The 23261-nt window shown below is 56.9% G+C and carries 16 protein-coding genes; 4 read left to right on the top strand and 12 right to left on the bottom strand.

Features of this window, described 5'->3' with window-relative positions; translation table 11 throughout:
- Positions 1-479: 479 nt before the first annotated feature.
- From NCS02_RS29635 to NCS02_RS29600, 8 genes are all read right to left on the bottom strand, one after another.
- Positions 480-2027: a DUF2357 domain-containing protein gene (locus NCS02_RS29635; RefSeq protein ID WP_250523451.1), complete on the bottom strand. Its 1548-nt coding sequence runs from the start codon at positions 2025-2027 to the stop codon at positions 480-482.
- Position 2028: 1 nt separating this feature from the next.
- On the bottom strand, positions 2029-4593 hold the full coding sequence (locus NCS02_RS29630; RefSeq protein WP_250523450.1) for an McrB family protein: 2565 nt from the start codon (positions 4591-4593) through the stop codon (positions 2029-2031).
- Positions 4594-4903: 310 nt separating this feature from the next.
- Positions 4904-5257 (bottom strand): hypothetical protein, encoded by a 354-nt coding sequence (locus NCS02_RS29625; RefSeq protein WP_250523449.1) that lies wholly within the window; start codon positions 5255-5257, stop codon positions 4904-4906.
- An 803-nt stretch (positions 5258-6060) separates the two neighbouring features.
- Positions 6061-8544: a YeeR family protein gene (locus NCS02_RS29620; protein ID WP_250523448.1), complete on the bottom strand. Its 2484-nt coding sequence runs from the start codon at positions 8542-8544 to the stop codon at positions 6061-6063.
- 814 nt (positions 8545-9358) lie between these two features.
- Positions 9359-10198 (bottom strand): DUF6650 family protein, encoded by an 840-nt coding sequence (locus tag NCS02_RS29615; protein WP_250523447.1) that lies wholly within the window; start codon positions 10196-10198, stop codon positions 9359-9361.
- A gap of 57 nt (positions 10199-10255) precedes the next feature.
- Complete coding sequence (locus NCS02_RS29610) at positions 10256-12193, bottom strand: AAA family ATPase (protein WP_250523446.1); 1938 nt, start codon at positions 12191-12193, stop codon at positions 10256-10258.
- A complete protein-coding gene (locus tag NCS02_RS29605) occupies positions 12181-12705 on the bottom strand; it encodes a hypothetical protein (protein ID WP_250523445.1) in 525 nt (174 codons plus the stop codon). The genes NCS02_RS29610 and NCS02_RS29605 overlap by 13 nt, the downstream gene beginning before the upstream one ends.
- A gap of 1 nt (position 12706) precedes the next feature.
- Complete coding sequence (locus tag NCS02_RS29600) at positions 12707-13954, bottom strand: hypothetical protein (RefSeq protein ID WP_250523444.1); 1248 nt, start codon at positions 13952-13954, stop codon at positions 12707-12709.
- A gap of 675 nt (positions 13955-14629) precedes the next feature.
- Here NCS02_RS29600 and NCS02_RS29595 point away from each other — a divergent pair.
- The 4 genes from NCS02_RS29595 to NCS02_RS29575 all read left to right on the top strand — a co-directional run bounded on the left by NCS02_RS29595 (position 14630) and on the right by NCS02_RS29575 (position 18499).
- Positions 14630-15469: a hypothetical protein gene (locus NCS02_RS29595; protein WP_250523443.1), complete on the top strand. Its 840-nt coding sequence runs from the start codon at positions 14630-14632 to the stop codon at positions 15467-15469.
- Between the two features lie 53 nt (positions 15470-15522).
- On the top strand, positions 15523-15780 hold the full coding sequence (locus NCS02_RS29590) for a hypothetical protein (protein WP_250520391.1): 258 nt from the start codon (positions 15523-15525) through the stop codon (positions 15778-15780).
- A 780-nt stretch (positions 15781-16560) separates the two neighbouring features.
- Positions 16561-16920, top strand: a complete 360-nt coding sequence (locus tag NCS02_RS29580) for a hypothetical protein (protein WP_250523442.1) — start codon at positions 16561-16563, stop codon at positions 16918-16920.
- 199 nt (positions 16921-17119) lie between these two features.
- Positions 17120-18499, top strand: coding sequence for a hypothetical protein (locus NCS02_RS29575; RefSeq protein WP_250523441.1), 1380 nt, complete (start codon positions 17120-17122; stop codon positions 18497-18499).
- Positions 18500-18708: 209 nt separating this feature from the next.
- On the opposite strand, the gene NCS02_RS29570 is transcribed toward NCS02_RS29575, so the two are convergent.
- The 4 genes from NCS02_RS29570 to NCS02_RS29555 form a co-directional block, all read right to left on the bottom strand.
- Positions 18709-19185, bottom strand: coding sequence for an RES family NAD+ phosphorylase (locus tag NCS02_RS29570; RefSeq protein ID WP_250523440.1), 477 nt, complete (start codon positions 19183-19185; stop codon positions 18709-18711).
- 34 nt (positions 19186-19219) lie between these two features.
- Complete coding sequence (locus NCS02_RS29565; protein ID WP_250523439.1) at positions 19220-19648, bottom strand: Xre family toxin-antitoxin system antitoxin; 429 nt, start codon at positions 19646-19648, stop codon at positions 19220-19222.
- 1040 nt (positions 19649-20688) lie between these two features.
- A complete protein-coding gene (locus tag NCS02_RS29560; protein ID WP_250523438.1) occupies positions 20689-21735 on the bottom strand; it encodes a porin in 1047 nt (348 codons plus the stop codon).
- A gap of 145 nt (positions 21736-21880) precedes the next feature.
- A complete protein-coding gene (locus NCS02_RS29555; protein WP_250523437.1) occupies positions 21881-23260 on the bottom strand; it encodes a uracil-xanthine permease family protein in 1380 nt (459 codons plus the stop codon).
- Position 23261: the final 1 nt, after the last annotated feature.

The following is a 23261-nucleotide window of genomic DNA, read 5'->3' as shown; positions in this document are numbered from 1 at the left end:
TCACGTCTCTCCACAGAGCCCGTTCATACCGGCGGTGCACGCGTTCGATATGCCTGGTCGACGCCTCACAACATTCGGATGGCTCTCACTCTCCTAACGGCTCGTGTTTCTTCAGCAATCTGAGCAATGCGGCACCTAACCCCTGCCCTCGTCAATTAATATTTATTGTCTTGGTCGATCGATTCACTAATAGCTCCGCAACGGCAACGACGTCAGCCCCGGCGGAGGGACTCCCGTTCGGCCTTTGCGGACATTGAGACAGGTTCCGTTCAACGTCAGCAGCTACAAGGATCGCTGACCTTGCGGCGTCACGCGCCAGGCCCGCGACCGCCTGCGCCCTTACACTCACGATGAACAGCCGCCGATCAGCCTCTGACCGCTTTCAAAGCGATTCCGTCGATGATGCTGTTTTGTAGCCGTTAACCGTAGAGCCCTAACAGACCTGTAGTCACCGCACCTCGTTCGGTTACTATACGACGCTATAGCCAAGTGGCGATTGCTTCTACGCACCGCTCTATGCCCTCCATGCCCTCGGAGTAAGCGCTAACGACACCCACGCCAAACGTCGCCCAAGTCTCGCATTGCTCAAGCGAATCGACCTCTGACGCGCCGGGTAACAGGAGAAGAGACAGATCGGGACGACGATCGTCCAAAAAAAGAGAGTCATGGTAGATGTGCGCCGATTCCATGGCGTCCAGCACATTGCTTTTCCCGCTGCGGTACTTTGCATCAAAGATCAGCATCCGGTGTGCGCTTCCTCTGGACGCTACAAGTACGATGTCGGGACGTCGCTCTTTGGACAAACTCCACGCTCTTCTTTTGCTGCGTATTCCGTCGGAACGAAACGTCGCCTGGAACATCAGTTCGAGCTCGTCACCGTTTGGCAGTCGCGCGGTCAAGGTCAGCTCCGGCGACACATCGCCGAATCGCGACTTTCCCGGCTTCAGCCTGACGCCCAATCGCGATTCCAATGCGTTCGCCAAGGCCACGTAACACCATGTCTCATATACGCCCCATGATGGACTGACATGCAGATGTTCTGTCGAGGCATGGTCTTCCACGCCAAGGCGCAGGGCCTCGGTACCCGTGCGGAAAGCACGCGAATAGAGCGGATTCGCAGCAATCTGCGTGAGTCCGCCTGCGGTGATCTCGGGCTTACTGACGGCCCGGAACGGATAGAGGCTCAGCAAACGGCCGACGTTCGCATCCAGAGAACGAAGAACGGCCAGACGCCTGTTGCGCCGTCCGAGCGCCTCGGCATCTGATAGTTCTCCACGGTCCGACATGGCCCACGATTCCAGGCCGACGATGGCTCGTCTGAAACGGTTGAGGAGCGCGAAGATAGCCCGGTTCGCTGCAGTATCGACTGTCACGACGGGTACTTGCGTATGCAGCCGGATGGAGTCGATACGTTCATGCTCGGATAGCCGCCCCGTAGCCAGCGCGACGATCCGTCTGTCGCGCAATGCAGCTGAAGGCAGCCGCCTTATCTGCATCAACGGCAGCAATTGCCGCGTTGGCTTTAGCTTCACATGAGGCATGCGCGTGATCGATTCCACGCGTTTCAGAAACGCGCTGCCGTACCGTTTCACGCGCTCCCAACGAACAAGCTCGTCGAACTTGCCGCTCATCCCGGCGTTGCCGAACCCCAGACATGCGGAAGCCCGCCCCAAAAGGAGCCGCTGATCGAATTGCCGGATGGCGTCGATCATCGACGCGAACTGTGCGGTCTGGAGTTTGCTTTTTGCCGGAACGACTTCGAGATAAAACGAGGTTTCTGCTCCTTTCTGGTCAGCCGAAATGACTTCGACACGCCCAGCAAAGAAACCAGACGTCCATGTGAAGTATCCGTCGTTCGCCGCTGTCAACGGCACATCGTCCACGTACAAACGTGTTGCGCCGCTGACCTTCAGGAAATAAGAGGCGTCTTCCCGGAGGCCGCAAATCAGCCCTCCAGGACCGACATTGCCCAACTCTTCCCTAGCCAAGCCCGGGGCATGGATGACAAGGCACGGTCGCGGTTCCATATTATCGCCAGAATCGGGTTGAACCGGCTTCGTTCAGATCACGCAGCATGTCCTGAACTTTAGTGGCACATCGGGCGAGACCATGCTCCTGGCAAATACCCAGAGCCTGCGACATTGCACGGGCCAAGCGATCGGAGTGCTCGCCTCGCAACTTGGGTAACACTTTTGCATAGAGGACATCGTCCAGCGCCTTATTTGAATCGACGCCCAATCCTTGTGTGAATACAAGGTAACTCACGACATCGTCTATTGTCCGCAAACCGAAGTGCAGGCGCACCGGTTCGAGCGCATCCATCAACTTTCCGAGGACACCTTTAACTTTGTTTCGAACCCCTTCGGACGCGAGGTTCGACCACTTCGGATAGTTTTCCGGGTCGATCTTCCAGAATTCCAACGTGTATGCGCGATCGAGGACCTTGTCAGATAGCCCATGGGTGGTCTCGTCCATGTTGACGGTGCCGATGATGGCAAGATTCGCGGGGTATCTGATCTGAGTCGGCACGCCGACGACATCTTCATCCATTTGATGAAGGTCGATCACGCCTTGTGTTTCCATCGCGGACAGGATCGGAGCGAGATATTGCTCGGGATGAGACAGATTCATCTCGTCCAGAACGGCGACATACGGACTCGTCGGGTTCTCAGCTGCTCGCAGGAGAAGCTCCAGGAAAGGCGTACCGTCATAGACGTTCTGCAGAAGCGTGTTCATCTGTCCGAGCAAGGGCCCTGTATCGAACCAGCCGGGCTGGATCGGAAACACCTTCACGCTTTCCTGTCCTGCTCGCTGCGGGCCGCACAGCGCCAATGCGTAGTTGAGCGCGAGCTGCGTCTTACCGGACCCTGACAACCCAGCCATCACCGCGAAATGACGCACGGGATGAAACCACAGGCCACCGTGCAACTGCTCGATGAGACCTTTGCCCCACCTGAAGTTGTCCGCAGCGGCTTCGGCGAGACGGGACTGCAGCGTCGCCCAATCTGGAAGGGTGAGCTTCGCATCCACCTCCTCCTGAATCTCGATCACCGTCTCGGCAACCTTGGGAAGAGTTGGCGGATCCCATGTAATAAGGTCGTTCCACTGGCGGCCTTCATCCGTCAGGGCGTAGCCGTTCGCGGGCTCGTACGAGATGACCTGCAGACTCATTAGCCAGCCTAGCAACGCGGATGGCGCAGAGCCTGTCGTCCAGCCGGGATTGACAGTCTGCAGTATCGCGATCAGCTCAGCCTTGGATTTCGAAGCCGCAGCCAAAGTCCGTATGACATAGTCGACACCCAGAACCTTTGTCAGAAGCTGGTCAGCCAGTTCCCGAGGGTCCTGAGAGTCGAGAACGTTGATGCCGCGAGCGGAAAGCTGGTAAACCGAGCCATTGCGCTTACAGAGGTCGAACTCTCGCATGACGACGTTGATGACCGTCCGGATGCTGTTGTCCACTAATGCGGGATTCGATTCACGAATGAGATCGCGAAAGTCCTCGTCGCTCAGACCATCGCCACTCAGCGCCGGCAGATATCCAAGGAGCGTCTGGAAGTAGCCTTTGATGGCCGTGAGGCCCTTGCGGCGAAGCACGGCCGGCAAGGGCGCCAGCCCGCCTTCGCGAACGGCCTCGGACTGGGCGACGACCGGCTCCTTTTCATCGTTGATACGCTCGTAGAGGAACCACGACAGGCACATTTGCTTCACGCTGTCCATCGTTCCCGGCTCCGCCGGACCAACAATGGCTCTGATCATTCCGCGTATAGCCTCGTGCATCTGAACGGCATGGGCTCGTCCTTTGCCTCCCAGTGCGCGATAAAGCTCTGTGAGCTTGCCCTCGTCTGCCAGCGTAGTAAAGAAGTCCGGAAACAGTGCGCACAACGCCCGGTTGATCTTGAGGAGCGGCCGCTTCCCGCACAACTTCCGAAATCTGGCTGCAAGTTCGTCGTGTAATTCAATCAGCCGCGCCGTTGCCTCGTTCGGGTCCGAAGGAAGAGGCCGGGATGCGTTCTCCGAGAACCAGGCTACGAATTCTTCATCATCGATCGCTGGCGCCACTCTGATGGTACACATGCCTGTCGCCGACACGTTCTCGGAATCGAACAGATTCTTTAGAAATTCATTGTCCCTGAGTCGGGCAGCGGATGCGCCACGCGTAGCGATCAGATGACGATGCAACCTCGGCATCCAGTTCTCGACGGCCCACGTCGGCGGCGTCTTATACAGAGATTCGATATCTGCCTGAAATGCACTTTGATTGAGGGATTTCCCTGTAACTTTCGGCTCCGTCACTTCGGGCGGACGCTCGACCACGGCTTTGCTGCTGGAAAGAGCTTTCTCTGCATCGACAATGCTCAGGAACTCAGCAACGGTGCCGTCGAATTTACGCAAAACATCTCTCCCTTCCAAAGTAGAAGAAATAGAGAGTTTCATCGTTACAGACTTCCCGTCAGCGGTCCGGCTCACGCGCAACAGGCGTTTCGCTGGTTCGATGCCATTCGATAGCCAGATCGAACACCCGTCGCTTCGCGGCTCCACTTTCATCTCCGGCCGCTGTTCTTGGACACTGGCAACAATCTCGTCAAAAATCATGACTTCCCTTTTGGCTTTCAATTACTTGGCTTGGACACGTCTGAAGTGAAGGGCGGCCGAATCTGCGCCGAACCTCGCAATCCGCAGAATTGTACTAGTCGAGGTCATCAACTGCGTGGCGCAGCGCTGTCCGACATATTGCGTTCAGGGCGGCATGAAAGCGGCTCAAGTGATGAAACTGCGCTCGCCGCAGCCTGGGGTACAAGATGGCCAAACCAAAAGGACAGAGCGGCCATCGTCGTGCGCGGCAAGCAATCTCGATGGCATCTTAACGGTGCTGGATCCGCGCGGTTCCGACCGTCAGCAAGTCTCAATTGCACCCGTACGCGGTACAGTAATGGCTGAAGCTCTGCCCGTTGGAGTCCGTTCCATTGATCATCCGGCTGCCGCCGCCCATGTTTGTGATGTTCTCGTTCCAGTGGGCGCCGTTGGCAGCGTTGCCATTGATGTATGTCGTATTGCCGACGGTGTTGGACGTTTGATTCCACGAACTGCCCGTGTGGGCGTTATATCCGTTGACGGTTGTCGTGTTGCCCAGTCGGTTGACAGTGTACGCATTGCCGTTGCCATCGTTGCACGTGCTGAGCACCGCCGAGCCGTAGCAGGCAGCTACCGCGGATCCAGACAAAGATACTGCGAATAAAGCGACCAAAAGCCTTCTCATTGCTTCTCTCCAAGGGATGTTTTGATGCTTCTACGGCGCGGCAGCTTGGATCTTGAGGGCGCTTTTCGAATACTTTTCGCGAGGATCATCGAGGCGCGAGGGGCATCGATCAGGTTGAGGTCACAGAGCCCGCTTGCGCTGTTGTCGTGCCGAGGATCGTCGCCCTCAGTTCCGCCACTTGCCGTCGCTCAGACCGCCGAAAACAGAAAATGCTTTTCGGCCTTTACCGACGTTCATCGATCCGCGCTGGGGCGGCTGTTCAAAGAAAGAGACCGGCCATTCATTTCGCCGCCGCGTGGCACGTCATCCATTCCCAAGATGTGAATGTTCAAGTCCGATCCGCAGGGGAGGTGCAAATCCGCCTGACGCGGTCACTCACATCATACCGTCACGACTTCATGCTCACATTCTCGATCTCTTCCCAATAACTTAAGGTGCGCTTTCGTTTGCGAAGGGGTTCAATCAAGCACTGTTTCGTCGGACGACCATTGCTGAAGCTTATCGGCGAGTTTGCAAAAACGAAGCTTTTTGATGATGCCCTGTTCAGCCAAACGATCCTGCCCGAGCTTCTCTCGCATCATCGCATTGAGTAACGTCTCAAAGCAGCAAACAGAAAGGTAGGTACAGGCGCGTAGATGGTGATATATCTGAAATTTGTTGCTCGACTCTCGCTAGAACACTCTCGTAGACTGCTGACGAAAAAGTAATGCCAAAGATATTTGAAATTGAACGCCAGTGTTGGGTGGCGAGGCGGACACGTCGCACGCAGCAATAGCACAAACCCGTCCGCCCACTTCCTCCTTTTACGCGGCGAGTTCTTCGCACGCCAACAGAGCGTCGTCAAGCGTAAAGTTAGCGGCCGGGCGTTGCTTCACGGCGGTGACGACGACAGGCTTTATCAGCGAGTTGGCGAAAGCCCGGCGGTTCGGGGCTGCGTGGAGCAATTCCAGCGATTTCGACGTAAGCGACTGATCCAAGTTCGCGCGAACGGCCTCAATCTCCTCCGCCGTGAGAATGAAGGTGCGCGCGAGGTATTCAATGTGTGATTGAAGCACTGCGAGCATCTTCTTACGGTCGTCTTCCATCAGCGCGCCTGCGACCTTGCTCGATATCGCCGCGGCGGCCATGCCTCCTGCGATCCCGCCGAGGGTACGGCCGACGAAGGCTCCGACGGGCCCGACCATCGCGCCCGCCGCACCACCGACAAGAGAGCCGATCACGCCGCCTGCCACGCTCGAAGAAACCACGGCCAGGTTTTTGAGGAATTGCGCCTGAGACATCCGTCCACGGATCATGCGTATAAGATCCGGGCCGGTTGTCACCGCGATCACTACGATCGAAGTCACGATCGTTCCGCGAAGAGCCTTCGAAAGCGCGTTACGGCCGGTGACGCCCATGCCAGATTCCAGGAAGTTTCCGACCGCTGGCGAAAAGCTCCTCGCGTCAACCGCGCTCAGCAGGTTTTGTACCCCGGCGAGCCGGTGCAATTGCTGCGCGCCGACATACACCGTAACAGTCTTCCCAAAGGTGCGCGCGGCCTGAACTGCAGCGACACGCGCTGCTTGCTTCGCATCCTTCGTATTCAGATAGAAGATGCAAGCTGTGACACCAAAGCTGATGCCGCCAGCGCCGAGCCCTACGATGGCGCCCTCGTAGGCATCAAAGGCAAGTGACTCGAACGTGCCGAACTTAACGATATTTCGAGCTTGCTCATACGTGACGTGGCCTTCAACCAATAAGTCCTCGGCTTTCGTTCCTTGTGGCACGTTTGGCACTTTGCCGCTGTCGATCTTCTTTTGTAAGGCTTTCACAGCCGCCGGATACTGATCTTTCGGCACCTCCAATTGCATCAGGGCGCCAGTCTTGTGATCGACATAGCGGTAGGCGTTGGTGTCAGCGGCAAACGCCGAATCGACGCTCCCCTGCGCGGTGTTGTAATACTTTGTCTGGATCAAGCGGCCGTTGACCATGCGGTCTGCGCCATCTTTGGCGTTATCGTCACCGAGGAGCGTCGCGCTTTTGCCAAGTAGCCAATCAGCCATGTGGTTTGCACGTTCGGCGGCAACCCCATGCCCCTGTCCGTCGGCCGCAAGAAAACGATGGTTGTCATTCCATGCCTGTCCGCCCGCAACGAGGACGAGGCCGGTCGTAGCCGCGTCAGCATAGAATCTTTCAGTCGGGGTGGCGTGGATTGTCTCGCAAATGACCTCAGTTTCTCGGCAAATTTCCGTGCAGAACCAATCGCCGTTGCGAAATTGATCATCGTTAGCGCTCGTCGCGGTGCCGCAACTCGCGCAGGTTCTAACCAGCCGCGCGTGCAGCTGATGAACGATGTATGGCCCCTCTGGGAACGCGTAGACAGTTGCCGAGGGAAGGTGCTGATCAATGTAGTCGGCGGCTTCTTCCGTATTCAACGAGAGATGGGTCTGAACCAATCGTTGGGCGGCGTCGTATGAATGGCGGTCCAATGAGGCGATGTAATTGTCGACGGCCGCGCTCTCACGCTTAAACCACTCAGCACCGAAGAACCAAGTGGTTCCGCCGAGTTGCATCTCGACGATCCTACCTTCGGAAAGGAGCTTTACCACCACACTTTGATAAATCGCCTCGTTTCTGGCTTTCGAGATTCCGCGGCTCTTGATAAGTTGCGCTAGGAATGCAGGGCCGTTGATCTTGTTGCAACCGGTGAACGCAATGTGGACACGCTTTATCCGGGAACACATACGGTGTTCGGTAAGAACCAAGTAGATCTGTGCGAGCACAGCGAACGACAGGTAGGCGTAGCCGACGAACCAGAAGTAGATGGACAACCTCATGATCGGGCCGCTTATGAATAACGCAGCGAGCGAATCAAGGAAGAAGGCCGAGAAATACACTCGGAAGAATGTGATGTCTTGCTGCTGAAAAAAGGACGAAGGTTCTGCCAGCTTTTGTGCTGCGAAACGTCGGCGATGCGTCACCAGCATTAGGAGCGAAAGGAGCGCCGAGGCACCGAACGTCGCTGTGGTAATTTGAATAGCCGGGTTGTCTGGCTGTTCGGAGAGAGTGCCAAGGTGGACCATTGTGACCAGACCAAAGACGAGCGGCGCAGCAAGGCTACCGGCAAAACGGCATCGTATCGAGCGCAGCGCGCGCTCCGCGGCATATGCGAGGCCGACTGGAATTCCTACGACAAGGGCAATGCCAATCTGAAGCACGACCCAGATCGCTTTCGCGCTCGCATGTATCAATTTGATCGCCAGGCCGAGAAGCATAAGCCCAACGATAAGGTAAAGAATGAAAGCCAAACCCGTTCTCCTTTTTCGATCGTTTCTTACGTGCTCTGCACCTGTAGCGACGCTCCGTCGGCCAATTGTTCGGGCGGCGACGGAGTACCGGCATAGCATCACCGCTATTTATCGGCAGATACTTAAAAAATTTAAGGCTTGCCGACATGAAGATTTCATAAACTCTCTTTCTGGAGTGGCAAGCAGGTGGAACGATGCATTGAAGCGATACAACGTCGGCTCAAAAAAGGGACAATAGGGGTTTTTTTGAAAGGTGTTCCTACGATGTGTTTTTCATCCGACTCGCACGCTCGCGCACTCGGTAATGAAGAGGGCATCAGTCTCGCAAGCGAGTCCAAAAAACCGTCCCGGCGATCGTTGAGGTAAGCTGCATGGCCTTTTCCGCGGGCGTTCTCGTGAGTAAGAGATTCAGGGCGTCGTCGTCGTGCTCGACGCAAATGACATTCGCCGACCGACGGTGCTTCAGGACCGGATCGGTCATTTGACTTTCCGGCTGGAAGCGCAGCCGAACGGCTGGTGCTGGTAGGGACCCTCCGACGCCCCCGCCGGCAGATCGGCCGTTGCCGACGTTCGCCGAGACTCACTTTGAGTTCCGCAGTGCCGCCGGCTGCGGACCTTGCAGCCACTTTTTGCAGGGACGAAGACGGCGTGCTTTCGTTCCCGACTTATTTGAGCCTTCCGGTCTTCAGTGCCTTTCCTTGCGTCGCAAATGAAAGTATCGGGATCGGTCGCCATTACGACGAGCTCCGCGGATTTCCCAGCCATGGTCAAGTTGCAATCGAGATTTACAGCTCCGCCTCTGCTCCTTCACACTTCACTGATCTCGAACGCCGCTAAGCCTATGCGCTTCGTTTATCAACTCGTCGCTGAGCTCATGATCAACGTCCTTCGCTATCTCGACCACCATAGGCAGCAGAGTTGTACGGAGTCTTTGAAGGCCCGACATGAAGGTGTTGAACGTCGCATCGCTCGCGTCGCATTTCAGGTTTTGAAGATCAGGAGCAGCGGTCAGAAAGGTGCGAATCGCCTTGCCCATCCCGTTTAGATTCTTCAAAGCAAGAGTACCCTTCGACATAGACGCGCGAGCTTCGCCTATCCTGGTGCGCACGTCTGTGAGTGATTGAAGGACCTGCTCAGGAAACTCGGCATCAAGCGCCTCGAAGAAGACTCGTCGGTTTTCAATAAATGTAAGAAAACTAATGCATTGTGCTGTGTTCCGGCTTCGCGCGTACAACTCGAAGTGAACCACGTCGAAGTCTTTGCCGACAAGCTCCCTAACGAACGCGGAATGCTCGCGCTTCCACCGAAGAAGAGTAGCTTCGGGGTAGCGGTCCGGATCCTGGTCAATTTGAGTGTGACAAATTTTGCACAGCCAGATCCCGTTCGCGGCCGAGCGTAAATGTTGGTCTGATATACCAACGTGAGCTCGCGGCCCGCCTCCGCTGGCGGCGTTAATGTGCGCCGCCTCGGCGATGGCCCTAGCACTCCCGTGGGTTGTGAGGTATGACGTGAAGCGGCAACATTTTGGATTCGAGCAGAATAAATGGGCTTCGTATGCAATTTGCTTCACGACGTCTGCGGGGAAATTGACACGATTCGTATTTTTGACTATTCGTTTCTTCGGAGTCTTCTTCGCGCTAGAGGTGCTTTTCACGTTTACGCCATTGTTGTCAGGTTCGCCACATTGAAGCGACGGTAAATTCCTTCCGCGTTAAACAGCACTCCGTTCCTTCAGGAGGCGGTCCTCGTCGGTCAGTCGAAGCACTACGTTCTTATCGAACTCGGGCGGATACTTTCCGACGCCTGTTGAGAAAAGAATTTGAAAGTCTCGATTTTTTGGATTTTCCAGCGTCTCAATCTGCCTTAGCATCTTGAGCAGGCCGTCGATGTCGATTCCGTTCGTCTCTGGCGTATCTACCAGAAGCAACCGCGGAAATGGAATATCCGACATCAGAGAAAGCTGTAGCAGCGTCAAGTAATAAAGGAACCGCTTTGGGACACTGGCGCTGAATTCACGATATTGGCCGCCGTTTATAAACGGAAGATACATCTGAGAGTCGATAGATGCTGTCCGGCATTCCCGAACCACCGTTGTCATCAGGTCGTTGTAGACACGATTGAATAGGTCTACTTGTTGTTGAAGCTCTACTTTTGACTCCCCGTCCAGTCGCTCTACGTTCGCTTTTGCCAAAGAGTAGTCCCTCTTCTTCGCTGCGTGCCGCTTCGCCATAGCATCAAGCTTAGTCTCTAGTCGAAATGCTTCTTGGGCCTTTGCGAGCCTTTCGCGAACTTCGAGCAATCGGGCATCCAGCTCTTCCATCGCGGCATCCACAGTGTCTGGATATGCTTTAGCAACTGTTATGCGTTCGCGCCTTTCGGATAGATCCTTTAAGAGTCCGTCGCGCTCAAGCCTCAATTGCGCTGACTCACCTTGAATGGACTTGATCGCCACGTGCAAGGTCTCAAGTGTCTTCGATTTACTCTTAAGAATCTCGAGATACTCTGCTGGGCTATAAAAGAATCGCTGATAGTCACGCTCATCAATTGCGCATCCGCAAACGCAATGCCCGGGTGAACGTAAGACGCTACTTAGGCAGTACGGACACGTATCAGCAGAAAACAGGTTCAGTTGATTGTGTGCGTAAATAACTTTGTTGATGCGCTGTATGTCAGCTTGCAGTGAGCGCTCAACGTCAAGAAGTTGTCCCGCTTCTTGCACGAGCTGCTCATGTTTTTCGTCGATCTCCCTCCGGCGAAGCTCCATATCCCGAACCCTCTGAAGCTCCACCTGCAGCGATCTCCGTGCCTCCTCATCTCCGATTTCGCCTCTCGAAAACGCCTTCCGTGTTTCAAGCAATTGCGCGATTTGGCGCTCAAAGGCTTCCATCTCGTCGTTGAGCGCTTTGGTGTTCTGAATACCCTTAAGCCCACTGGCGTGTAGCAAATGGTTCACTATATCTTGATATTCATCGTGCACTGCCTTCGCGGCCTGCGCGTCTCGCTCAGCGATCTTCTGGATACCTATGGCTTCGTAGAGCTCAAGTAGCGTCTTCCCCACAAGAATCTGAAAGATCGCTCGGCGAATCTCTAACGAATCGGACACATATCCAGTGTTGTCAGCGGGCTTGTATATCCCGTTTGCGTCCGGACTTTGATTGTAATAAATCAGGCGCGCTAGATCGGTAAAACTGAGTTTGAACTGTTTCCCGCCTTGGAAAATATCGACGACGGGAATGTTCAAGTGCTCAAGCAACCAGTCCGAAAACGTCCGCGAGTCACCGCGCCGCGCCAAGGGCAACGTTTCAGACTGAAGTGGAGCGACCACTCCGTCCAGTTCTGTACTTGGCTTGAAGATTGTGATGCTGTTGTCCCGAATGAGACGGGTCAGCGTAAACAATTCTCCATCCACGCCAATCACCAGGCGAACCAGATTGTTGGTGTCGCCCATCACTTCGGCGTGAACCTCGCGAGAGGAAGGGTCGAATTCTTCGACTCTCCCGCCGAGACCATAGTAGATCAGATTGAAGAATGTTGACTTTCCAGAACCGTTCGGTCCTTCAATAATAGAAAGTCGGGAGTCTAGCTCAGGAGACTCGAAAAAATACTTGTCACCGAGATATTCGACCTTGTGAATACTTAAGCGGCCCATACTTGTATACCCCTATCTTTGTAAAGGCGCTCTAAAAGCGTGTCGAACGACAGGATCGAGATCTTCGGAATCGACTTCTTTAACTTGTCTGCGTTCCCACGCTCTCTCTCAAACTCACTGGACTCGAAGAAATTAAGCGGGATGCTTCCACTGTTCAGTCTGATGTCCAGAATCTCGGCGGTCTTAGTTCGCTCCACCATGACATAACCACGCTGCGCCAACGAAAGCAGGATCTTGTAAACTTCTCGTTTGTGCAACTCAGCGCTCGTGAAACTGGCGAACAAAAGTTCTCTGTCGGCTGGATTAGCTACCCTTTTGTGTTGTGTTCTTTCAAGGATACCGATGAGGCGCTCGTCGCTTAGGAACTGCATCAGATATGTAATTTTCCGATGGTCCTGAAATCGTTTGTTCGCTCCACCGAGAAACTCAAGTACCAGTAAAATGGAGTACGCGAGGAAATAGAAATCCTCTCCGGAGATGAAATACAGCGGCCGTTTGCTCGATCTCTCCATGTTATTTTTGATCAAATGCTAGGTAACAATCGTCGAAGAGAGTCAGAACCGCCCCTTTCAAAGCCGCCTTGTCTCGAGCCCTGTAGCGAAACGCTTGTCGTAGATGCGCATAATTTAGCTCAGATGCTGAGGCAAGAGTATCGATGATCTGTATAATATCAGCACTAGACATCTCGGGCGAAAGGACAATACCCATTAATTCCTCTTCGCATACGTCTAAGACACGGCGCAGCACCGCCTTCATTTCCCTATCTCCACCAGGTTCTACTTTACGAGCCAAGCTGCACCGCCTTGCCAGCACGCCTAGCATGGAATCGGTGACGCCGGGACAGACAGAGCGGATTTTCTCTTCTAGGTTGCGCAAATCATTTCTCTTAATGTCATCCCAACCCTCCGAGGCAGGGTCGATTGGACGCTCGATAATCGGAGCGGCAAGGAGCATCTCTTGAAAAATGAGCTTTAGGGTATCAGTGGTTAATAAACGGTCGGTGACGCCTGGTCTCCCTGATCGTTTCTCGAGCTCATCAAGCAAGCATGCGAGAATCGGCTTTTCAAGGTTCTCGTGTCTGTGACTATAAAAACGGCATCCCTTGACCTGTTCTAGGGCCTGCTGCTCCAGGCTTTCGTTCGTCTCATTTGAGATAGACCAGTCAATTGCACTTAAGAAAGCCTTAAACTCCCCGCTTGACATTTCCTCGACAAGCGCGCGAAAACCTTTTTCCGTTTTTCCTTTGTACTGGTCGCAATATTCTTTCTTTACAATCGCCCGAGCGATCGCAAGCTCTTCGTCGCTTAATGCGTCTTTAGCAACCAGCTTTCTTAAAATATCGTAGGTTTTCTGCTTCTCTTCATAGCCAAGCGCCTTCCGTTGTTCCGCGGAAATCCGTTCTTGAGCCAGGTGGTCCGCTGACGCAAACACTGCTAACCTAAGCTCCGGGCTTCGGGAATAGGCGAAGTAAAGATCGAGAAACGCCACCAACGTGTTCTTGATCGCCGATGCGTTTAGACTCAGCCCTGAGGTATAAAGCTTATTTTCTTCACCATTTACTAGTGCAGGGCTATTGCTATCGTACAGAACCGAGTCCTCAAGCAACTCCATCGCGCAGAGAACCTGTCCATCTCGGTTTGCATCAGCACATTGTAGAAAACGGACTGCTGCCCGCAGTTTTTGGAACCTAAAGCCCTTGGTCTTATCCCCGGCTTCTCGGTTGATGAGATTTATCTCGGCCGATCCAGTGTCAACAGTCATCGCTTTGGCCCAGCCGGTTTTTCTTTTTTAGGTAAAGAATACAACGACAGCATTGTAGCAGTTTAAGCATCGGATAAACAGCAAGCCGCGATTGGTCCTTGGCCGCTCGGGATTCGGAAAGCCAATTCCTCCCTCATACGACGCCCCAGCGAATACCGCCACAGCTGACAGCAACTCGGTGTCAAATTCGTCACCGGTTAAGATGCAGCCTTGCGCGGTCCACGACCTGATCTAACTCTTTGACGCACCGATGTCTTCGCTGACGCGTGGAACACGTTTCACGACAGGATCGACAGAACCGCAAATCTGGTTGTCGCTCACGGGCCTCAAATCCGCCTGTTGTTCAATGGCGAACCGCCGGTCGAGTTGGCGGTGGTATGAACGGCCGGTGCCGAGAGTTGAACAGCCGTCCCGCGCGCCATCAACAAACGTCGGCAATGGCCGACAAGCGAGCTTTATCACCATCGTTGCTGACGCGCCGATCGCGTCCTGATACCCTTAGCTTAGTGCTGGATCGGCCGCTGCAAATATCACGGTAACGGTCGTAAGTTGACTGCCACGATGTTGGCACTGTCCGTCTCTATCCTGTCGTGTCTATGCCCACTGCCCCGGCAATGTCATATCGCTGTTCGGCGCGCACGTGGCGGCGTTGCGCGAAACCCATGGGAGCTTTAAGTGGCCAGTCCCACGGTCGGCTCGGCAAGATGGATAGAACTGCAGGTTCAGCACTATCTAAAGACTGGAAACTACGACAGCTTTTTCGTGGGCTGGCCAGGAGAGACTGTCACTGACACTGCATCGCGCGCTACACAGCAGTTGCGCGCTGCGCTCATCGCTGACACTCTGCTCTGCGCGAAGGATTTGGACCATCCGAGCTCGATGCCAGAGCCGATAGAGCCGTGGCTTCGCGACAAGCTCAAGCCCATGGTGTATGGCCTTTTTGCCGCTATCGAACGGGAGGTCGTTCTCCGCACACTCGTAGGAGGCATCGTCTTTCTCACGCCGAGCAACATCGTACAGGTACTGACCAGCGAGAGGTGGCTATCTACCGCGTGGAAACTGGCGAACATCTATTTGGACAGTCTGGGTGCTATTCCGCCTCGTGAGGTGTCCGCTCGCGTTGTCGGCATGAGCCAGGACACTACTTGCTATGTCTCGCTGACCTACTTTCGCGATACCGATCCCTTCGCTGACTACGTCGTGCATGAAGCCGCCCATGTGCTGCACAACTGCCGCCGCGCGGCGATAGGGCTGGCAGAACGCCGGAACTGTCCGAATCCGCTCGACATCGCCTTTGGTAAGCGGGAGATGTTCGCCTATGCTTGTGAAGCATACAGTCAGATACTCGTGTCAGCTCCCGGGGAAGCCGCACGGCAAGCGGCCCTGAGCCGCCACCAAGAATACGGGTTGCCTCCGGATGAGCGCGTCGACCATGACGAATATATGGCCATCCTTGCGGATGCGATCCAGGCTCGCAACGGGTGGCGTCGCATTCGAGAGCGATGCGCACGTTGATTACAGTCGCCATCTCCGGCTGAATCTCGCGGTTCACAAAACTGGAGCATGCAATGTCGGCCCCATCTCACGTCTACACCATCTCATGCGTAGCCAAGATGCTTAATGAACCGGAGGAATGGCTTGAAGAACTGGCCAATATGAACCTCGAACCGGAGGACGGCTGCTTGGGCGTCATAGATGACCTTGACGTGCCGCCCGACGAGGTGATCTCGATCACCGCCTTCACTGACGCTGGCATTGAAGCACTCAAGGAACTCGTAGCAGACGCTAAGCGTGCAGACTTGGGAACGTATGAGGGCGCTGATTGACAGCAAGAAGCAGGAAGTCGTTGCCTCTAGCGGAACTGACGAAGTCGAATAGATGTGACCTGGCGTAGACGTGAGAAGCGCCCCGGTCATGGTCCCGGCGACACGAGCCGCAGTACGCATCTCGCATGTGGAAGTGGAAAAAATGCGTCGCGGTGAAGCCCGCAACGTTGCATAATGGGACAACGCCTCTGCCGCGATATGCCTATGTCTCGCTCGACGACCAACCGTCCCACTACGTGCAAACCACCGCGCGGCACGTTGGCTCGTTATCGAGAACGAATTGTCGAGGTGCTGGGCGAGGCCCGCGGCCAACGCGTCATGATCCGGTCCGTCCATGCGGATGGAGCCGAGCGCCGCACTGCGGTGAAATTGGTCAATCTGCTACCGTTGGATAGCCAGCTCTTTTAAGTCGCGGGCCAGTCCTCGCCCAGCCATGCTCGCTAGCGCGTTCACGCGCCGTTGACCGCTTCTTAGAACGCCTTAATGGCCGTAAATCTGACAGTTTTCGCGGCCGCCGTGCGGCCACCTCGCTCGCCGTCGCTCAACCTCGCCGAAGGAGTGGCCGACTGATGCGCGTGCAGCGAGGCGCGCGCCACAGTGTCGGCTCCTGCGGCCTGCTATCATTCCGGGGTACCCATTGAACGCGGACCCCTTTCGTTCTCTTATTGCAGCATGTCTTATCGCAACCCTCGCTCGCAAGTGTCTCGTTCGCCGTCGCGCAAACGCCTCAGTAAAGAGATGTTGCTGCCTCTGCCGCTATCAGCGGCGCGGACCGTTGCGTTGTCCAACCATTTGACTTTCGCAGCCTGTCGCGCCGGCGCTGGATCTGCGTATCTGGTCAACGGGTTGATCGAATTGGTCTACGTCACCTATTTCGTGCAAGATGCGGGCTACGGGGAGACGGACGTCATCATCTATGGGCGCGCCGAAGCGGCTCTGGAGCGCTGCCTGCAGCGGGCGGAAACGGAGAGAATATGGACAGTCGATGCGGCCGAGCTGCCTCTGTTCCAGGCGGTCTTGCAAGAGGCAGATCGTCAACTAGCGGGTGCGCCCCGATACGTTCATCTCGAAGCGCGGGAGAAGCTCGAGCGCTTTGCCGCGAGCGGGCGCAGTTCGCCGTTGATGTCCGCCGCCCATTGAAGTGAATTTATTCCACCAGCGGCGATTGCGCTCCGGTAGTCACACGAGTCACAGCCGCCTGCCGAACGCTGACTGTCGGCTTGATCTAAGCATATTGAATTGAAGCAGCAACCGACGCTTTCAGCGACAACCGTTCGGTAACAACGATCGCCGATATAACCTGAGCGTTGAAACTCACGCATTGCATCGGAGTTCCACCATGAGTCAACCCCGCGGGCCAAATGCGGGATATCGCGGCAAGTCCAACAATCGGCGCCAACCTCAACATCCGGCTAGCTCGAGTCGCACTGGACGGGTCCAACCGCCCTTTAAAGCGAGTGATAGCGCACCCGCGCAAGCGTCCATTATTAAAACTCGTTCGTTGAAGTTTCTCGTCGATGCCGTCGGCGCGGAGAATATTGCGTTAGGGCTAGATTCCAGCTTGACGCGGATAGCAGAACTTCTGCGGGGCGAACGTTTCACGCCCGAGACCGCCTTCCACATGGAAACTGCGCTCCGGCTGCCTTCCGGCTTTTTCGACCAACATCATCCTGCACTTGCACCGGAGGTGATCGCTCGCCTGAAGTCGCCGCTCGAATTCGTGCGCGTAGACGAGGCTAGCGATGAAGGCGACGTTGAAGAGACCTCCCTGCTCCCGAATAATCAAAAGCCGTCACTGCCTGCGAGCAGTTTGTCCGAGGAAGCAAAAATGCGATCGAAGAGTTCGAAGGGCGCGCCTGCCGCGACTAAGGCCCGGTCAGCTGAGACCCCTAAGCACGCAGGCGGCCGACCATCTATCGTTGGAGGTGCCTCCAACCAGAACGGGTCGCGTCAAGCGGCACAGCGAGAACGAGCCCACTTGGACGGCGCGGCCACAGTCGAGGGGATCAGGCGGGCCAACCTTCACGTCCTCACCGGACGCAACGGCTCCAAGGTGAAGCTCGGCGCAGTCATGGGATTGACCGGATCGAATATGGCTCATCGGCTGCACGGCAAAAAGCGCATGGATGACGTTGAAGCACAGCGCTTCACCGAACGGCTGGGTCTTCCCGAAGGCTGGCTAGACACGCCTCGTTCGGATACCGACATCCCTGAGTCGGTGGTGCTGCTTCTCGCACCTGCATCACGCGCCCGTGGGCACAGTCTCGCGCTGCCAACATCCGCCGCCGCGCCGAACCACGACACGCGCGACGCAGCCGCTCCCGCAAGCCAGAGCGACGTGGTCCTGTCGAGCACTTCGAGCGATGCGCAAGCTGCGGCATCGCCGACCGATGCGCCGGGCGGGCAAGGCGGCGTGATTGGTCGTGAGGAAAATGAACTCAACGAGGCAGTCGCCGCTCCCGCCGACGAGCGTGTTGACGCAGACGAAAGCAAAGTTGCGGACGCCGTTGCTCGACCGGCGGAGTCACCGCTCGCCCGGGCTGCACGCCCGCGAACCGCCGCGCCCGCCATCTCCACGTTGCAAACCCGCCTGGACGGTCTTGACGGGATAGCACCGATAGCAGAGGCTCTTTTGAAGACGCTCGCCGGCAAGGCGCGCACAGGACGGTTGGACGAAATGAAAGCACTCGAATTGTTGCAACAAGCAGTTCTGCTTTGACGAGTCGAGGGCCGTCCTAAACGCGGCGCTTCTCGAGTCACCGTTCGCGTCGCGCGTGATGCGTCTTGCCAGGGCAACGATCCGACGACCGCCGCCAAAAAATTCTTGGTTGTCACTGTTGCTGAGGTTCGCTAATTCCTCAAGCCCATAGACGTCGGAACACGATCTTCTTGGTAGCGGTCTTCCTCTGTGGCGCGACACGGCTCAACTTATTCGGGCGACACGTCCGGTCCGCGAGCGAATAGCCTCTGGTCCCACACGACAGGCTGGGGCGCCGAGACGACTAAACGTCCGGCATCCGGATGTGCCGGGTTGACCACGGCATTACATTCCGCTCGCGCCACGACCGACGGGACCACCAGCACCGCCGATCTTCCCTCCTCGATCCACTTGTCGCCGAAAAGGCGCGCGACCTTCGCATCAGGCGCATCCCAGCCCGCTGACAAGTCTTCGACGCCGACGCGCTCGATCGTCAGGTCCTTCGGGACCTCGACTTCGACCCATACGTGGTGCTTGGGTACCTTACCGATCCGCGCGTGCACCAGCACCTCGAGCATCGCCCCCGCGAAATTCAGCGCGCCGTAAATGACTGGACGGCCGGGGCTATTGAAGCGGCCACCAACCAGCATCGCCCCAGTGCCACTCCACACCGGATGACGCCGATCCGCAATTCTAAAAATCCGCATCAGGCTGACACCTCAACGACTTCCATGTAGGAGGTCATGCCGGCAGCCCATAGAACAGCTTCCACAACAGTTCCTCGACGCGGCGCGCGCCGAGCTCGCTCAAGGCGACCTCCACCGGCGTGCGCCCTTCGAGCAACGGGTGCATCGTATTTAGAAACTCACGCGCATCACCCTCGTCGTCCCATACATAACGCGCGGTTGCGACGATTCGTGCGAGCCGCTCCGTCTTCTCAGACTCGTCGGGACTGAGCTTGTCGCGTCGACGTTTGAAGGTCGCCTCCGGCACGATGCGCGCGAGCAAGGCGCGCCGTTCCTCGGCGCTGCGCGTCGCGTGCTCGACGCCTTCTCGGAGCGCGGACTTTGGGAGGCCCTCACGGACCTGCGCCTCGAGCTCGGCCAACGAGTGCGGGACGCGAGGCAGTGCCATCACGGCTGCGATCTGTTCCGGCGAGACCAACAGCATGGTAACCTCCACAGGGATCAATTGATCCTTCATTATAGACCACATGATCCGCTTGCGATCAGCTCCCCCTCGCCGCTCGCCGATTGCCCGAGCCGCACATGCGCGCGGGGCGCGTAGGCCTCCACATCTTGCCCAAGTTCCGTCTCAAGTTGGTTTGTGCCCTGCCGGCCCGGAAGGCGATCTCGGGAGCTAATCAACAAGCTTTCCCGACATCACGCCAACCAAGGTGCCCGAAGGGTGATCCTGCTGGACTGTGGGGGCAGATGGGCCCTGTTCCAGTCCGAAATGGCACGCACCCGAGGCTCCGCCGCCCTCCCTACGCAGCGGCGGACATGATTTCATGCGTGATAAGTCGTATTATCACGCGTAGAGTAGAATTTCTCGCGCGCAAATACCAGCATCGCGCGATCCGCGCTGAGGGCTAACGCGGTGGGAGGGAACCACAAAAAGCGGTGATCAAGCGCAACGCTCCGGCCCGTTCGGGGCGACGCTGCAGTGCGCCCATGAAAGTCGGGACTAGATGGTCAATAACCATTTGCTACCACGTGGTAGACGTTCGGGCGCCTTAGGTACGACCCCAACGATTTTTCGGTTAGAAACGCTAGCGAACACCATCTGCTCGTGACAATGAGGGGCGTACCCTTATTAGTTTCACGGGAAACGCACGCCGAAGACGACTTAGTTAGCTGGTTACAGAATCATGCGATAAATAGATTTATGTAAACTGAACAGTAGGTCCGATGCAGACGCAGCCGGGCGATCGCCTTAGCAAGCTGTTTCATTGGTCCTCATCAGGATTGAGCGCCGCTTCGTAATCTTGGCCGCGTAGAAGACACCAACGATCGAGACGACCTCCGCGTCCAATGTATACGCGATAATGGCTCGCTTGCGGCGGGCAGCAAATCATCGCGTGCGACACGACCACGTAAGGCCCATGTTCCCGTCAAAGCAAGCGTGACCTCGTTAATGACCTCAGTGTTGATGACTAGTTACGTCTCCCCAGCCATCAACGCCTCAGCCTTGTCAGCCGTCCGAATCTGTCAAAACCAGTGATTCATACCGAATGAGAGGCCCGTCTGCTTCTCGTGCAAAGAAGGGTTCAGCGTCGCATTGGTCGCGTAGCCGCCCGTGAAATGCGTGTAGTCAATATCAGCGTAAAGCAACGTGCGCTTCGAGAGCGAATATGTGACACCCAGAATCGATACATCCTTTCTGCCGCTCAGGCCATTGGTCGTATTCTTGTTGTCGTAATAAGCGGCCGTCACATTGAAGAACGGTCCCGCGTGATAGCGCACTCCGCCCCAAATGTACTGATTGCGTGTCTTTCCCGCCATCGTGGACGGAACGGCTTGCATCATGAGCGAATAGCCGCCCATGACTTCGACGGGCCCGAACGTCACGCCGCCGCCCGCCGTGTATTGATCGTTTCCGAAATATGCACTGGACGTCGACGGAACCGGCGTGGAGCGGCGCGTATAGCCCGCGCCGACATTGAAGCGCTGCGTGTGGTAATTGAAACCGCCCGCAATCATCGAACCGCTGGCGAGACTGCCGGGCACGCCGCCCGGCGCGTAGTCCGCGCGCGCCGTCCACGGACCGAAGTCGCCGTGATAGTAGATCGCGTTGTCGTCCCGTCCGCTCGTGCCGCCCGAGATCGCCGCGGCTTCGGTGACGGAGAGATAGTCGAGATCGAACGGCTCGAACTCCTTGATCAGCCTGTGCTGCAAGGTGAACTGATGGCCGATATCGACCCGTCCGAAAGCCCCGCCGACGCCGATCGTCGAATTGCGCTGGAACAGCTGATTGGTCGTGCTGCTGTTCGCGCCGGTCGAGAGAACGTAGCCCGCCTCCAGGTTGAAGCGAACGTAGTATCCGCCGCCCAGGTCTTCCGTGCCGACAAAGCCCCAGCGGTTCGATTTGTACATCCCGTTCGAGGCCATCGTCAGTGCTGCGCCGCCTGCCTTGGTGCCGTTCACCAGATTGCGCAGACCGCCGTCCAGCGAGCCGTACAGCGTGACGCTGTTTTGTCCGTACGCGGCGCCGCTCGACAGCCCAACCAACGTCAATGCGGTCAGCGACCGTCTCATTCCACTTCTCACCATTCCTCCTCCAGTTGACATCGTTCAATTTGTGCAGCGAGGATGGGCGATGTCATCGCCCATCCTCGTGTTGGTCGTCAATTCGGCGTACTAATCGATGCATACGCACGAATTATTCACTTCACTTCGATGCTCAATGCCGCGTAGGCGTGGCCGCGACGGATGGCGGTGTGGATGTCCGCGGCGACGAGCACAGCAACGTGTGCAGCACGACGAGCGTGAGGCCGCCCGAGATCACCGGCTGCTGAAGCACGAGCTGGAGCATCAGCGGCATCGCGTGCATGACGTCCGGCGAGACGAAGAGTCCGCCAAGGCCGATCAGAAAAGAGAGTCCCGTCGCGATCAGCTTGCGGTCGTCCCACTCGACCTTCGCCAGAATATGCACACCGTGCATGAAGACGACGCCGAAGAGCAACGTCGCGGCAGCCGAGATCACGGGAATCGGCACGACGACGAGCAGCATGTCGAACTTGACGCAACCGCCGAGCACGATCAGGAAGATGCCCGCCGTCAGCGTCACGAAACGCGACCCGACGCGCGTCGCGCGCAGAATGCCGATGTTGTCTGGGTACGCGATCGTGCTGAAGCCGCCCAGTGTCGCCGCGACAACCGAACCGAGCGCGACCCCGAAAAGTCCTTCGGACGTCCGGCCCGGCGTGAGCGTTTCGTCGCCCCAGTCCGCAACCGTCTGGTACAGCGCCATCGAGCCCATCCCGGCGGGAATCAGCACGAGCAGAAACACGGCGACGAAGTCGGGACGCACGCCGAAACCGAACGGAAAGACGCGCGGCAAGACGACGAGCGGCGCGGCGGCCACCGCGGCGAACGAAATCGGCTGGAACAGCGTGTAGGCGAGCGTGCCGAGCGCAAGGCCGAGCAGGATGGAGACGCGGCGTGTCCAGCGGCCGCCCCACAGCATCGCGAACACGATGCCGCATACCGCCACGCCGCCCGCGAACAGGTTCACGCCCGGAAAACCAGGACTCGCGCGGTTGCCAATCCACGTCGGCAGCGCGACGCTTGCGATCTGCACCATGATCAGCATTACGATCATCCCGGAGATGATCGGCACGCGCAGATGGCGTGCGAAGAGGCCCGCCACGCTGCGCCCGCGAATCGGCACCGTGAGCAGACACCAGATCAGCGACGCGGCGAAAAACGATCCGAAGGCAGTGCCGAGCCCGCCCGCCTGCATATGCCCGACAGTCAGCAGCGCGCCGAAGCTGCCCGCATACGGACCTTGCGCAATCGGCAATCGCAGCAGGCACACCGACTGCAGAATCGTGATGATCCCGCACGCGATGAACGTCATGCCATAGAGATACGCGATCTGCGCATCGGGCAGATGAAACGCGCGGCCGAGAATGCCGGGAAACACGAACATGCCCGTCATGCCGAACACGTTCTGCACGCCGAGCACGGTCAGTTGCGAAAGCGGCAGGCGTTCGTTGATGCCGACATCGAAAACGCGCTCGCTGACCGCGCTCTGGCTCGAGACGCCTGGCTTCGACATA

The sequence above is a fragment of the Caballeronia sp. NCF2 genome, from assembly GCF_023631205.1.
Taxonomy (GTDB): domain Bacteria; phylum Pseudomonadota; class Gammaproteobacteria; order Burkholderiales; family Burkholderiaceae; genus Caballeronia; species Caballeronia zhejiangensis.
Note: the sequence above shows the minus strand (reverse complement) of the source record. Positions and strands in the feature narration are given on the sequence as shown.

Bases quoted from the DNA above. Each gene is read 5' to 3' on its own strand.
- NCS02_RS29635 (WP_250523451.1), bottom strand. From the start codon at position 2,027: ATGGAACCGCGACCGTGCCTTGTCATCCATGCCCCGGGCTTGGCTAGG.
- NCS02_RS29630 (WP_250523450.1), bottom strand. From the start codon at position 4,593: ATGATTTTTGACGAGATTGTTGCCAGTGTCCAAGAACAGCGGCCGGAG.
- NCS02_RS29625 (WP_250523449.1), bottom strand. From the start codon at position 5,257: ATGAGAAGGCTTTTGGTCGCTTTATTCGCAGTATCTTTGTCTGGATCC.
- NCS02_RS29610 (WP_250523446.1), bottom strand. From the start codon at position 12,193: ATGGGCCGCTTAAGTATTCACAAGGTCGAATATCTCGGTGACAAGTAT.
- NCS02_RS29605 (WP_250523445.1), bottom strand. From the start codon at position 12,705: ATGGAGAGATCGAGCAAACGGCCGCTGTATTTCATCTCCGGAGAGGAT.
- NCS02_RS29600 (WP_250523444.1), bottom strand. From the start codon at position 13,954: ATGACTGTTGACACTGGATCGGCCGAGATAAATCTCATCAACCGAGAA.
- NCS02_RS29590 (WP_250520391.1), top strand. From the start codon at position 15,523: ATGTCGGCCCCATCTCACGTCTACACCATCTCATGCGTAGCCAAGATG.
- NCS02_RS29575 (WP_250523441.1), top strand. From the start codon at position 17,120: ATGAGTCAACCCCGCGGGCCAAATGCGGGATATCGCGGCAAGTCCAAC.
- NCS02_RS29570 (WP_250523440.1), bottom strand. From the start codon at position 19,185: ATGCGGATTTTTAGAATTGCGGATCGGCGTCATCCGGTGTGGAGTGGC.
- NCS02_RS29565 (WP_250523439.1), bottom strand. From the start codon at position 19,648: ATGCTGTTGGTCTCGCCGGAACAGATCGCAGCCGTGATGGCACTGCCT.
- NCS02_RS29560 (WP_250523438.1), bottom strand. From the start codon at position 21,735: ATGAGACGGTCGCTGACCGCATTGACGTTGGTTGGGCTGTCGAGCGGC.
- NCS02_RS29555 (WP_250523437.1), bottom strand. From the start codon at position 23,260: ATGTCGAAGCCAGGCGTCTCGAGCCAGAGCGCGGTCAGCGAGCGCGTT.